We start from the raw sequence: 12642 nt of genomic DNA, 5'->3' as shown, positions 1-12642 counted from the left end.
GGGTTCACGCCATCCTAGATCGCCTTGCGTCGAGAGGGAAAACCGGATTCGTCGCGCGGCCTCAGGCCGTGGGCCACCGGCGGGAGATTTCCACCAGGGGGTCGAAGACGTCGAGGCCCTGGATCCACTCGAGGGGCAGGCCGTAGAGGCCTTCCTCCGCCCCGCGGATGTTCCCCGCGATGGCGGCGGTGGAGTCGGAGTCGCCATCGTGGTTGGCGGCGATCCGCAGGGTATCCACCAGGTCCTCGCCCCGGAAGGAAGCGAACAGGGCGATGGCCAGGGCCTCCTCGCCGGTCCAGCCCTCGCCCAGCCGCTGGATGCCCTCGGCGTTGCTGATGCGCTCCCGCCCGGCCAGGTCGACGGCCCGGTCGGTCGCTTCCAGGGTCTCCCCGGCGTCTTGCTGGCGAGCCAGGAGGCGCCGGACCTCGGCCCAGGACGCGTCCAGGGGCCGGCCGGTCATCAGGCCGGCGACCAGGGCCGAGAGGGCGCCGGCGGGCAGATAGCCAGAGGGGTGGCCGTGGGTCAGGGCCGCGCCCCGGACGCCCAGCTCGAAGGCGGTCTCCGGTGAGACGTCGGGCAGCAGGCCGAAGGGGGCCGCCCGCATCACCCCGCCGCATCCCTTGGAGTCGTTGATCTTGCGGACCAGGTCGCCCCGACCGCCGGCCCTGAGCGCCGACAGGCAGGTGGCGCCCGGGGCCCGGCGCACCCAAAGGGAAGGGTGGGCCAGCAGGCCATTCCGTCCCGGCCGGAAGACCCCTTCCTGGGTCTCTAGCCAGTCGAGAAGGGCGCGGCGCTGGGCGGCGGTGCGCGCCTCCACGGTCGGCTCGGCGGACTCAAGCAATCCCTGGGCGGTGAAGAGGGTCATCTGGGTGTCGTCGCTGACCAGGATCCGGCCCGCCGCATCCGTCTCCGGCGCCATTATGCCCTGTTCCCCGAACTTCCGGGTGATGTCGTTCCGCCTGAGGAACTCTATGGAATAGCCCAGGGCGTCGCCCACGGCGCCCGCCGCAAGGCAGGCCAGCCGCCGCGAGGTCCGCTCCGGGTCCTCCGGCGCCGGCTCGACGGAAAGGACATGCCGCTCCTGGGGCTCGGTCTCGACGGCGCCCTCGCGGGCGGAGCGGACACGGCGCAGGGCCTCCTCGGCCGGCTCCCCCAGCTCCGCCAGCAGGCGGGCCGCCACCAGTCCCGTGCGTCCCCGTCCGCCCCTGCAGTGGAGGAGGACCCGCCCGCCCCGGACCAGGAGGTCCCTCATCTCCGCCCCGGCGAAGGTCCAGGCGCTTTCGAACCGCCTGTCGGGCGCCTTCAGGTCGCGAATGGGAAGGTGTCGCCATTCGAGCCCCGCCTCGCGGACCCGCTCCCCGAGCCGGGGAGTCCGGAGCAGGGTGAATTCGTCGGCCTCCATCAGGGTGACCACCAGGGTGGGCCGCCATCCCGCGATGACGGCCAGGTCCGCCTCCAGGTCCCGATCCCACTGGCTCCCGAAGTGGCTGGGGCCCTTCTTTCCAGGCGCCAGGGTCATGCCGATGCAGCCGGGTCCGGCGCTTACGGAGTCGATCCTCAGGGGGTGGGACTGGCTGGTTCGGATCAAGGGCGTCTCCTTTGGTTGACGGTCCGGGACAGGATGATAGTGTAATCTCTACACATTCCACTTGGTGTTGTCAACACACTAACATGCCCGCCTTCTGCTACGACTACCCGCGCCCCGCCGTGGCCGCCGACATAGTGATCCTCAGCCTCCGGGAGGGCGCCCTGCAAGCCCTGCTCGTCCGCAGGGGTGGCGACCCCTTCCGCGGGCGGTGGGCCCTACCTGGCGGGTTCCTCCAGGAAGACGAGGACCTCGACGCCTGCGCCCGCCGCGAAACCGAGGAGGAGACCGGGGTCCGGCCGGGCCGGATCCTGCAGTTCGCCAACTTCAGCCAGCCCGACCGTGATCCCCGCGGGCGCGTCATTTCCGTAGCCTACCTCGCCCTTCTCCGCGCGGAAGATGTCCGCCTGAAGGCGGGGACGGACGCCGCCGAGGCGGCCTGGCGTCCCCTGGCCGGAACACAGGACCTGGCCTTCGACCACGACGCCATCCTGGAGGCGGCGCTGGTGCGTCTTTCCGCGGAGGTCCGGGCGGACCCCGCCTTCCTCTTCCCCCTGATGCCCCCCGCCTTCACCCTGGCGCGCCTCCAGGCGGGCTACGAGGCGGCCCTGGGCCGGCCGGTGGACAAGCGGAACTTCCGCAAGCTTATGGAAGACTCCGGTCGGGTGCGGGCCCTGGAGGCCTTCGAACGGGGCCCTCACCGCCCGGCGCGCCTCTTTACGCCCCTGGGCGCCTGATCCTCCGCGCCGGTGCGCCCGGGCTTCGTTCCGACGGTCCCGCTGGCCGTCCCACCCGGCGTTTCCGCCTTGAAGTTTGCCGGCTTGGGCCCGAAAACGGGCGCGTAGGCCCTGACGATGACCGTGAGGCCGTATGGATGGCGGGGGCGAAGGCCAATGAGTTCCAGTCAGGTCCGCGTCCGGCCTCTCGTCATCGCCACCGCCCTTCTGGCAGGGGTGGGCGGGGAGGCGCTCGCCCAGGCCGTGGAGCGGAACCCGCCGCCGGTCAACCGCCCGGCCGCCCCCCTGACCCCGGAGATCGCGCCCCCTGCCGGGCCTGAGGAGGCGGATGTCGCCGGCCCGCCCCTGAGGGGCCTGGCCGCCGCCTCGGGCGCAGACCTGGCGATCCTTCCCGAGGGCCGGAGCGCGGTGGTGGCGGGCGGTGACCTTCGCCTCACCGAAGCCGAGCTTGGCCAGGTGCTGGCGCGCCATGCCGGCCGGCCCCTGACCACGGCCGTGGTCACCGCCATCCAGGGCGACATCAACGCCATCTACCGGCGCAGGGGCTATCCCTTCGCCGCGGTGGTCACTCCGCCCCAGGACCTCAGCAGCGGGGTCCTGAGGCTCCGTATCGTGGAGTTCCGGATCGGCGAGGTCCGCCAGGAGCCGGAGGATCCGGACGATGATGTCCGGGGATCCGTGCGCCTGTCCCGCGGCGATGCGATCCCTCTCCGCCAGCTGCAGGAAGACCTAGTCTGGCTCAACCGGTATCCCTATCGGACGGTCGAGGCGATCTTCCGCCCGGGCGCGGGACTCGGGGAGACCGACCTCATCCTCCGGACCTCACGGACCCGGCCCCTGGCGATTTTCGCCGGCTACGGCAACACCGGCTCGGAAACGACGAGCTGGAACCGCCTCTTCGCAGGCGTCCAGGCCGGCGGGCTTGGTCTGAAGGACAGCCTCCTGGCCTACCAGGTCACGATATCTCCAGAGGATATCGGCGGTCGCTCGGAGCGGGGCTATCTCTCCCAGTCCCTCCAGGCCTCCGCCCCGGTGGCGCCCAGGGCCCAGGTCGACCTTGCGGCCAACTGGATCCAGTCCCACCAGCGCGTCGAGGTCTTCGAGCTCGAGGACACCATGGCCGAGGCGGCGGTGTCCTACCGGTTCGCCCTGTCCAACCTCACAGGCTCCCCCCAAGCCCCGGGAGACGTCTGGCTGGGCCTTGAGGCGCGCCGCCAGGTCTCCGTCGCCGCCTTCGGCGAGGTCCGGGTCTCCTCGAGCGCCTTCAACGCCTACCACCTCGTCGCGGGCTACAACCGCACCCGCTTCGCCCAGGTCTCGCAGACCGAGGTCGAGGCCGTCCTGAGGCTTTCCCCCGGCAACCTTGGAGACGCCAACAGCACGTACCGCATCCGCTCCATTTCCGATGGCCGGGTGGAGGATGCGCACTATGCCTACGCCGGCCTGTCCCTGGTCCACGCCCGGGTGCTGAAGGGCGGCCGCACCCTCCGGGCCCTGGTCAGGGCGCAGGCGACCACCGGCGCCCTTCCCAGGTCCGAGCAGTTCGGCCTGGGCGGTCTCACCGCCGCCAGGGGCTACAGCTACGATGACGGCGCCGCCGACCACGGCCTGCTGGTCCAGGGAGATCTCGACTTCGCAGAAATCCCGGTCGTCTCCGACGTCATCAGCGTCCAGCCGTCCCTGATCGCGGACGCCGCCTGGGGGCGGAACGCCTCCGGGGGCGAGGATGCCGCCCTCGCCAACATCGGGGTCGCAGCCACGGCCCGCCTCGCAGGACGGGCCGAATTGCGGGCCACTGTGGCCGGCGCCCTCGCCGACGGGGCCCGGACTCGGGCCGGCGACGTCAGGGCTGTCGCTCGCCTTACCGTCCGGTTCTGAGCCCTGGCACGGCTGCGCGTGCGCCGCGGTCAGTCCATGAGCCTCTGCATGAGGTAGGTGTATTCCAGGGCCTGGCGCACCGCCCGTTCGTTCAGGTTGGCGGCGGCGGCGTGACCGCCATCGATGTTCTCGTAGTAGATGTACTCGTAGCCCAGCGCCTTCAGCCGGGCCGCAGCCTTGCGTGCGTGGGCCGGGTGGACGCGGTCATCCTTGGTCGAGGTCTCGATGAAGACCGTGGGATAGGGCTGGCCCGCCTTCAGGTTCTGGTAGGGCGAGTAGCTCATCAGCATCTCGCGCTCCGCCGGGACGGCCGGGTCGCCATACTCTCCAACCCAGGAGGCCCCGGCGCCGATCTGCGTGTATCGGATCATGTCGAACAGGGGCACCTGGATGACGACGGCGTTGTACAGTTCAGGGCGCTTCGTCAGGGCCACGCCCATCAGCAGGCCGCCATTCGATCCGCCCATGATCCCGAGGCGCCGTTGCGAGGTGTAGCCGCGCCGCACCAGGTCCTCCGAGACTGCGAAGAAGTCGTCGTAGACCCGCATCCGGTCCAGCTTCAGGCCGGCGTTGTGCCAGCGGGGGCCGAACTCACCGCCGCCCCGGATGTTGGCCACGACGTAGATCCCGCCCTTCTCCACCCAGAGCTTGCCTGGCGTCGCCGCATAGGCCGGGGTCTGGCTGACCAGGAAGCCGCCGTAGGCATAAAGCAGGGTCGGGTTCGACCCGTCCATCGGCGCGTCCTTCCGGCGGACGACCGAATAGGGAATCCGGGTCCCGTCCTTCGAGACCGCCCAGTTCTGCTCCACGACCATGTTCGAGGCGTCAAACCGGGGCGGCAGGCCCCGGAGGCGATCCGTCGATCCGTCCGCGGCGTCCGCCAGCCACTGGCTTGTGGGCGACAGGTAGGCTGAGGCGCCCACCATCAGGCGGTTGCTGTCCTTCGAGGCCGAGGTCACCGTCAGGGTGGAATCGGCGGGCAGGGGCAGGGTCTCCGAAGTCCATCCCGTCGCGGTCCGCCGCAGGCTCAGGACCCGGCCCCGCACATTGTCCAGAAGGCCGATGACCAGCCGGTCCCGGGTGGTCGCCACCTGCTCGACGCTCTGGCTCTCCGTTGGCCGCAGCACCAGGTCCGGCCGCAGGGCCTGCGGCGCCCGCGACACGGCGGCCAGGTCGAAGTCCACGAGGTCGCCCGCCTTCATGCCCGTCTCGGGCCAGTCGGCCTCCAGGCTGACCACGAGCCGCCCGGCCGAGAGGGCCTGGACCGTCGAGCGCAGGGGCAGGCCCAGCTTCACGGTCCGGTCGCCCAGCAGCAGGTGATGCTCCGAGCTGAAGGTGTCGATGGGGCGGTCAAGGACCACGGCCTCCACCCGTCCTGCGGCGTCCCGGAAAACCTGCCCGCTGACGCCGTAGCCGCCGTCCCGGCGCTCGCCCCGGAAGACTTCCCGCGCCTGCGCCAGGGTCTGGCCGCGCTTCAGGAGGCGCGCGATGAAGGGATAGCCGGAGACGGTGCTTTCCGAGGGCGAAAGGGCGGTGACCACCAGCAGGGTGTCCCGGTCGATCCAGTCGAAGCGGTGCTTGCCTTCGGGCAGGCGGAAGCCGCCCTCGACGAACCGTCCTTCCCGGGCGTCGAACTCCCGCACCGTAACCGCGTCCTTGCCGCCGTCGGACAGGCTGACGAGGCAGAGGCGGGCGTCAGGCTCAAGGCAGTCCGCCCCGGCGAAGACCCAGTTCGCGCCCTCGGCCTTGGCCAGGGCGTCGACGTCGAGGATCGTCCGCCAGGCCGGCGCGCCGGACCGGTAGCCCGCCAGGTCCGTCTCGCGCCAGAGGCCCCGGACGTGGGTTGCGTCCTGCCAGAAGTCCCGCAGCCGGTCGCCGCCGGCGAAGGCGACCCCCGGGATCCGGTCCGGCGCCGTGGCGATGGCGCGCGCCTGTTCGTAGAGCCCCGCGTACCGGGCGTCCTGCTGCAGTCGGGGCAGGGACCGGGCGTTCTCCGCCCGGGCCCAGTCGAGGGCCCGCGCACCCTCGATCTCCTCCATCCAGGTGTAGGGGTCGTCAGCGGCCAGGGCTTGGGTCATGGGCAGGGCTCCCACCAGGAGGCTCGCCGCCAGGAGGGCGGGGCGCAGCAGGTTCGGCATCTTCGGTCTCCGGCCCCACGCCGGCGCCGTCAGATCGCGCTGGCCCGCAGGCCCCCCTGTGCTAGCCTTCCCGGAGGCCGGGTGGAAGACCTGGCCCGGAGAAGCCCTGCATGTTCACCCGAAGCCTGATCCTCGCCGCCGGCGCCTGCCTCGCGGCCGCCCCGGCCTTCGCCGCGCCCGCCGCCCCGGCGCGCCCCAACATCATCGTCATCCTGGCCGACGACCTCGGCTATGGCGATACCGGCGCCTACGGCTCGCCCTGGGTGAAGACACCCAACATCGACGCCCTGGCCCGGGATGGGGTGAGGTTCACCCAGGGCTATGTCGCCCATCCCGTCTGCGCGCCCTCCCGGGCCGCCCTCATGACGGGCCGCTACCAGACCCGCTTCGGCTACGAGTTCAACCCCGTGGGCCGGGACCGCACGGGCGGGGTCTCGCGGGACGAGGTCCTGCTGCCCCAGGTCCTGAAGGGCGCCGGCTATTCCACCGGCATGGTGGGCAAGTGGCACCTGGGCCAGCCCGCCGGCTACCATCCCCTCGACCGGGGCTTCGACAGCTTCTTCGGCGTCATGACCGGGGCGACTTCGTTCATGACGGACTTCAGGGTCGGCGATGAGGAGATCACGCCCCCGGGGGCGGGCGCCTCCTTTGGCCTTGCCGAGGGTGTCCAGGCCCCGCCCGGGGCGACCGAGGCTGAGAAGATGGCCTTGCTGCGCCGGGCCGCGCCCGTCCTGCGCGGCCGCGAGGTGGTGGAGGAGGAGACCTACCTCACCGACGCCTTCACCCGCGAGGCGGTCAGCTTCATCGACGCCAACGCCGGAAAGCCCTTCTTCCTCTACCTCGCCTACACCACGCCCCATACGCCGCTGCAGGCGCCGGCCAGCTATATCGAGCGGAACCGCGACATCCCCGACAAGGGCCAGAGGGTCTACGCCGCCATGGTCACGGCCCTGGACGACGGCGTTGGAAAGCTGCGCGCGGAGCTGAAGGCCCGGAAGCTGGAGAAGGACACCCTCATCGTCTTCCTCTCCGACAACGGCTGCGCCGGTTACATCGGGACCGCCTGCACCAACGGCCCCCTGAACGGCTTCAAGGGCCTGCATCTCGAGGGCGGCGTGCGGGTGCCCTACATCGTCTCCTGGCCCGGCCGCTTCCGGAAGGGGGCGGTCGAGCCCCAGGTTGTCTCCAGCCTGGACATCGCCCCCACGGCCGCCGCCCTGGCGGGCGCCGACCTGCCGAAGGGGACGGACGGCCAGAACCTCGCCCCCTACCTGTACGCCAAGGCGCCGGCGCCCTTCGCCCGCCGCCTCTTCTGGCGCTCAGGCCCCAACTATGCGGTCCGGGACGGCGCCTGGAAGCTCTGGAGCGTCAACAGGGCCGAGCCGGGCGAGACCGAAAGCCTCGCCGCCGGCATCACCCCCGACGGCGTCCAGGCCAAGGTCTCCGCCCAGGGGGTCTATGACATGCTCTACAACCTGGCCGACGACCCCGGCGAGACCCGCAACCTCGCCGCGTCCCGGCCCGAGGTGGTGGCCCGCCTCAAGGCCGAGATCGCCGAGTGGGACCGGGGCAATGTGCCCGCCCAGTGGACCAGCATGCGCCAGGCCGTCCGTCGCCATGAGGGCCAGATGCTGAAGATCTATCCCTGATCGCCTCATCCCCGCCGTCCAATCCCCGCCGTCCGATCCCCACCGGCTTGCCGCTCCGCCGGCGCGGGGCCATGATTTCCTCCTGACCCTCCACCCGCGGAAGCCCCATGCCTGACTCCTTCTCCCGCCACCTGGTCGATCCTGAGCTCCTGCCCATGCTGGACGCCTTCCCGACGGCCGTCCTGACCGAGGCCATGCTGCCGGGCATGCGGGGCCGGGCCTCCTGGTTCCCCGCCGACCCGAAGGACGCGGAGCGGACGGACCAGGTCCGGCGGATGATCCCGGGCCGGGCCGGCGACCCGGACGTGGAAGTCCTAATCTACCGGCCCCGGGGCGTCGAGGGATCCCTGCCCTGCATCCTGCACATCCATGGGGGCGGCTATGTCTCGGGCCGCGCGGACGGCAACGAGGCCATGCACCGGCCCATGGCCGCCGACCTCGGCTGCGTCATCGTCACGGTCGAGTACCGCCTGGCGCCCGAGACGCGGTTCCCCGGCGCCGTCGAGGACTGCTACGCCGCCCTCGCCTGGACCCTAGCCAACGCCGCGGAGCTGGGGGTCGACCCGGCCCGGGTCGGGGTCATGGGCGAGAGCGCCGGCGGGGGCCTGGCCGCCAGTCTCGCCCTCCTGGCCCGGGACCGGGGCGAGCACCAGCTGGCCTTCCAGCACCTCATCTATCCGATGATCGACGACCGCACCTGCACGCGGCCCGATCCCCATCCGACGGTGGGCGAGTTCATCTGGACGCCGCACAACAACCGTTTCGGCTGGACCGCCATACTCGGGCATGAACCGGGGATCGAGGGGGTCTCGCCCTACGCCGCCGCTGCCCGGGCGGAGAGCCTGGCGGGCCTGCCCCCGACCTTCATCGCCACGGGCGCCCTGGACCTCTTCCTGGAGGAGAACCTGGACTACGCCCGGCGCCTGACCCGCGAGGGAATCCCGACCGAGGTGCACGTCTATCCCGGCGCCTTCCATGCCTTTCAGGTCATGCGCGGCGCCCGGGTCGCCCAGGCGGCCGACCGCGACAGTCGCGCCGCCCTCAACCGCTTCCTGAACGGCTGAGGCCAGGTTCAACCCGGGTTCTGGGCGCTCACCAGCCAGGTCGCCGAGGGCATGTACACGGCGTCCCCGCGGAGCCAGGGGGACACCGCCTCGCGGACACGTTCGCGCAGCAGGGGGGCGAGATCCGGCCGTTCGCGCAGGATCGCGCCCAGGGGGCCGACCCGGAAGCTCATCGCCACGGTTCCCTCCAGGTCCAGGCCGCCGATCGCCTCTTCGTGGGGCGCAAGGTCGATCCCGGTGAACCCGGCCTCGGCCAGGATGCGCCGCACCCGGTCCGGATCGGCGAAGGCGAAGGGTCCGGGCGCGCCCGGCTCCGGCGGCGGGGCGGGCGGCGCCAGGCCGGCGGCGGTCTCGGCGGGCAGGCGCATCCAGAGGTTCTCGGCCAGGGGCCGCCAGCAGACGAACCCCAACCGGCCGCCGGGCCTGAGGGCGCTGCGCAGGTTGGCGAAGGCGGCCGCGGGGTCGGCGAAGAACATCACCCCGAAGCGCGAGAAGACGGCGTCGCGGCCGCCTGGAAGCTCGGCGGTCTGGGCGTCGGCCTCGTCGAAGGCCAGGTTGCGGGCGCCGGCGGCCTCGGCCCGCCCTCGGGCGACCTCCAGCATGGGCGCCGAGATGTCGAGGCCCAGCACCCCGCCCCCTGGCCCGACCCGCCGGGCCAGTTCCAGGCTGGTGTCGCCGCAGCCGCAGCCGACATCAAGCACCTGCTCACCCGACGCCGGGGCCAGCCGTTCCATGGCCGCCAGCCCCAGGGGGCGGATCTGCCGGTCGATGCGGTCCTGGAGATCGGCCCAGGTCCGGCCCGCCGTCTCGTTCCAATAGGCGACCTGGGCCGCGTTCGCCGCACTCATGCCGGATTTCCCCTCCAGTCTGGTAGGATTGGAACCGCCCGGTTTCCCGCGCACCCCGTTCCACACCCTGCCGCTTTCCGGGGAAAGTCACCAGATGCCGTTGAGAGCCCTCATCCTCGCCGCCCTCCTGGCGCTGGGCGTCGTCGCCCGCCCGGCCCTGGCGGCGAACCCTCCAGAGGGCCTTGAGGCGCGGCTCGACGCCATCCTCGCCCGCGGCGCCCCGGGAGTTTCGGTCATCGTCTATCGCGACGGCGTGAGGCTCTACCGGATGGACCGCGGCCGGATCGCGCCCGACGCCCGCCTGCCCGTCGCCTCCGCGTCGAAGTGGATGGCCGCCGCCCTGGTCATGACCGTGGTCGACGAGGGGCGGCTGTCCCTGGACGAGCCGATCGGTCGTCGCCTGCCCCGTTTCCAGGGCCCCGCCGGCGAGATCACCCTGCGCCAGCTCCTGTCCTTCACCGCCGGCCAGGGGGGACTCCTGGGGATGTCGGACCTCCTCCAGGAGTCCGACCTGACCCTGGCTGAGTCCGCCGACCGCATCGCCGGCCGCGCCCAGGTCGATCCACCCGGGCGGGTCTTCAAGTACGGCGGCCCCTCCCTTCAGGTTGCCGGCGCCCTGGTGGAGCAGGCCACCGGCCAGACCTGGGCCGACCTCTTCGAGGCCCGGATCGCCCGTCCCCTCGGCATGACCTCGACCTACTGGGGCCATCCCCTTCGCCCTGACCTCGACCCGGCCGGGGTCCGAAACCCCAACCTCCAGGGGGGTGCCTACACGACCGCCGAGGATTACGGCCGGTTCCTCGGCATGGTGGCTGGCGGCGGCGTCCTGGATGGCCATCGCGTGCTTTCGGAGGCCGCCGTCGCTGAACTGGAGAAGGTGCAGACCGCGGGCCTGCCCATGGCCTACCGCCCCCCGGGGCTGGCCGACGTCGCCGCCTACGACCTGGGCAACTGGTGTGAGGTCGCCGGGCCGGGCGGCGCCTGTCTCCTGGCCTCAAGCCCCGGCGCCTTTGGCGCCTATCCCTGGATCGACCGTCGGACCGGCCTCTACGGCCTCTTCTTCCTGAAGCACCAGCTGCCCCTGGTCGTGGAGCCGATCCGCCAGGCCCGCGAGCTCATCCTGTCCGGCGCGACCTGACCCCGCCTTATGTCGCCAGGGCGTAGTCCTCGAGGATGGGCGCCTTCATCTCGGCCTCGAAGGTCTCGTAGGACCAGGGATAGGTGGCCACATTGCCGTGCGGGTCGAAGTACCAGCTCCGGCAGCCCGAGGCCCAGATCGATCCGGCCAGCCGGTCCTTCAGGGCCTGGGTCCAGGCCTCTGTCGGCGCCTCAAGGGGGGTGATCTCCTGGGCCTTCCCCGCCGCGAGCAGGTCCACCAGCTGCAGCACGTAGCCCAGCTGGCGCTCGGCGGTCATGAGGAAGGAGAAGTTGCCCAGGGGGCTGTTGGGCCCGCCCAGCATGAACCAGTTGGGCAGGTCCGGGACCGTGACTCCCCGGTAGGTCACATTGCCCCGCGCCCAGGTCTCCGAAAGGGGTCGCCCGCTGCGCCCGGTGATGCGCATGTCGGCAAAGGGGTGGTGGGCGTCAAAGCCGGTGGCCAGGACCAGCACGTCCAGCGGGTGCAGCCGCCCGTCCGCCGTCCGCACCCCGCCGGCCTCGATCCGTGTGATGGAGTCGGTGACCAGCTCGGCGTCGGGCCGCTGGATCGCCGGATAGAACAGGCTGGAGACGATCAGGCGCTTGCAGCCCATCCGGTAGTCCGGGGTCAGCCGGGCCCTCAGTTCCGGGTCGGCCACGGTGGCCAGGTTGTCGCGGCAGGCCTGGGCCATGCGTTCGTAGACGTCCGGCGCCTCGCCCGCCACCGCCGCGCAGAAGGCGCCGTTGAAGGCCTGGGCGAGGTGGTCGTACTGGCCCGCCAGCAGGCCCGGGTCCGCCCGGTAGGCGGCGCGCTTCTCGTCCGGGATCGGCGTGTTGGGCTCGGGCATGATCCACTGGGCCGTGCGCTGGAACAGGCTGACCTTTTCCGCGGGGTCGACGATGGCGGGCACCACCTGGATGGCGGTTGAGCCGGTGCCGATGACGCCAATCCGCTTGCCCTGCAGGGAAACCGAATGGTCCCAGCGGGCGGTGTGGAAGGCGTCGCCGGCAAAGTCGTCCAGGCCCTCGATGTCCGGCAGGGCGGGATGATGCAGGATGCCCACCGCGGTGATCACGGCGTCGAAGCGCCCTTCGGGGCCCTGGGTCGTGACGATCTCCCAGCCGCCTTCGCGCCAGGTGGCGGAAACCACCTCGGAGTTGTAGCGAACGACGGGGTCCACCCCGAAGTCCGAGGCCACCTGGCGCATGTAGGCCTGGATCTCCGGACCCGGCGAGTACTTGTGGCTCCAGTCCGGATTGGGCGCGAATGAGAACCTGTAGAGGTGCGATGGCACATCGCAGGTGATGCCGGGATAGGTGTTGTCCCGCCACGTCCCGCCGGGCTCTGCGGCCTTCTCGAACACCACCACCTCGTGGTCGCCGCGCTCCCTCAGGCGGATCACGGTTGCAATCCCGCCGGCCCCGGCCCCGATCACCGCGATCCTCAGCCTGCGTTCCGTTCCGGCCATGGTGGTCTCCCTCTGCGGGGCCAGTGTCCTACAGGTCCGGGCCGGGGGAAAGGCCCCGGGGGCCGCCCCGGATTGACCGGGCCCGCTCCCCCCGGCGAAAGTCGGCGAAGGGGTCCCGGACGGACCGAGGGAGGCCA

The 12642-nt window shown here is 71.6% G+C and carries 9 protein-coding genes; 5 read left to right on the top strand and 4 right to left on the bottom strand.

Features of this window, described 5'->3' with window-relative positions:
* Nucleotides 1–61 precede the first annotated feature (61 nt).
* Nucleotides 62–1588: an ADP-ribosylglycohydrolase family protein gene (locus HYN04_RS12375; RefSeq protein ID WP_110451042.1), complete on the bottom strand. Its 1527-nt coding sequence runs from the start codon at nt 1586–1588 to the stop codon at nt 62–64.
* A gap of 83 nt (nt 1589–1671) precedes the next feature.
* Here HYN04_RS12375 and HYN04_RS12370 point away from each other — a divergent pair, with 83 nt between their 5' ends.
* Both HYN04_RS12370 and HYN04_RS12365 read left to right on the top strand, forming a co-directional pair.
* A complete protein-coding gene (locus tag HYN04_RS12370; RefSeq protein WP_110451041.1) occupies nt 1672–2322 on the top strand; it encodes an NUDIX hydrolase in 651 nt (216 codons plus the stop codon).
* A gap of 156 nt (nt 2323–2478) precedes the next feature.
* Nucleotides 2479–4200 (top strand): ShlB/FhaC/HecB family hemolysin secretion/activation protein, encoded by a 1722-nt coding sequence (locus HYN04_RS12365; RefSeq protein ID WP_162599647.1) that lies wholly within the window; start codon nt 2479–2481, stop codon nt 4198–4200.
* Between the two features lie 29 nt (nt 4201–4229).
* Here the strand turns inward: HYN04_RS12365 and HYN04_RS12360 are convergent, their stop codons facing one another.
* Complete coding sequence (locus HYN04_RS12360; RefSeq protein ID WP_110451039.1) at nt 4230–6338, bottom strand: prolyl oligopeptidase family serine peptidase; 2109 nt, start codon at nt 6336–6338, stop codon at nt 4230–4232.
* A gap of 110 nt (nt 6339–6448) precedes the next feature.
* Between HYN04_RS12360 and HYN04_RS12355 the strand changes: the two genes are divergently transcribed.
* Both HYN04_RS12355 and HYN04_RS12350 read left to right on the top strand, forming a co-directional pair.
* Nucleotides 6449–7987, top strand: a complete 1539-nt coding sequence (locus tag HYN04_RS12355; RefSeq protein WP_110451038.1) for a sulfatase-like hydrolase/transferase — start codon at nt 6449–6451, stop codon at nt 7985–7987.
* 107 nt (nt 7988–8094) lie between these two features.
* Complete coding sequence (locus HYN04_RS12350) at nt 8095–9051, top strand: alpha/beta hydrolase (protein WP_110451037.1); 957 nt, start codon at nt 8095–8097, stop codon at nt 9049–9051.
* 8 nt (nt 9052–9059) lie between these two features.
* On the opposite strand, the gene HYN04_RS12345 is transcribed toward HYN04_RS12350, so the two are convergent.
* Entirely contained in the window at nt 9060–9899 is an 840-nt protein-coding gene (locus HYN04_RS12345; protein ID WP_110451036.1) for a class I SAM-dependent methyltransferase, read from the bottom strand.
* Between the two features lie 94 nt (nt 9900–9993).
* Between HYN04_RS12345 and HYN04_RS12340 the strand changes: the two genes are divergently transcribed.
* Nucleotides 9994–11037, top strand: a complete 1044-nt coding sequence (locus tag HYN04_RS12340; protein WP_162599646.1) for a serine hydrolase domain-containing protein — start codon at nt 9994–9996, stop codon at nt 11035–11037.
* 7 nt (nt 11038–11044) lie between these two features.
* Here HYN04_RS12340 and HYN04_RS12335 read toward each other — a convergent pair whose 3' ends face one another.
* Nucleotides 11045–12505, bottom strand: coding sequence for a flavin-containing monooxygenase (locus HYN04_RS12335; RefSeq protein ID WP_110451034.1), 1461 nt, complete (start codon nt 12503–12505; stop codon nt 11045–11047).
* Between the last annotated feature and the right edge of the window lie 137 nt (nt 12506–12642).

The sequence above is a fragment of the Phenylobacterium parvum genome, assembly GCF_003150835.1.
Taxonomy (GTDB): domain Bacteria; phylum Pseudomonadota; class Alphaproteobacteria; order Caulobacterales; family Caulobacteraceae; genus Phenylobacterium; species Phenylobacterium parvum.
The sequence above is the reverse complement of the archived record's forward strand: the minus strand, read 5'-3'. Positions and strand labels throughout refer to the sequence as shown.

What these genes read in the sequence shown, in the direction of transcription:
- HYN04_RS12355 (WP_110451038.1), top strand. Translation starts at nt 6,449, where the DNA reads ATGTTCACCCGAAGCCTGATCCTCGCCGCCGGCGCCTGCCTCGCGGCC.
- HYN04_RS12335 (WP_110451034.1), bottom strand. Translation starts at nt 12,505, where the DNA reads ATGGCCGGAACGGAACGCAGGCTGAGGATCGCGGTGATCGGGGCCGGG.
- HYN04_RS12365 (WP_162599647.1), top strand. Translation starts at nt 2,479, where the DNA reads ATGAGTTCCAGTCAGGTCCGCGTCCGGCCTCTCGTCATCGCCACCGCC.
- HYN04_RS12370 (WP_110451041.1), top strand. Translation starts at nt 1,672, where the DNA reads ATGCCCGCCTTCTGCTACGACTACCCGCGCCCCGCCGTGGCCGCCGAC.
- HYN04_RS12340 (WP_162599646.1), top strand. Translation starts at nt 9,994, where the DNA reads ATGCCGTTGAGAGCCCTCATCCTCGCCGCCCTCCTGGCGCTGGGCGTC.
- HYN04_RS12350 (WP_110451037.1), top strand. Translation starts at nt 8,095, where the DNA reads ATGCCTGACTCCTTCTCCCGCCACCTGGTCGATCCTGAGCTCCTGCCC.
- HYN04_RS12360 (WP_110451039.1), bottom strand. Translation starts at nt 6,338, where the DNA reads ATGCCGAACCTGCTGCGCCCCGCCCTCCTGGCGGCGAGCCTCCTGGTG.
- HYN04_RS12345 (WP_110451036.1), bottom strand. Translation starts at nt 9,899, where the DNA reads ATGAGTGCGGCGAACGCGGCCCAGGTCGCCTATTGGAACGAGACGGCG.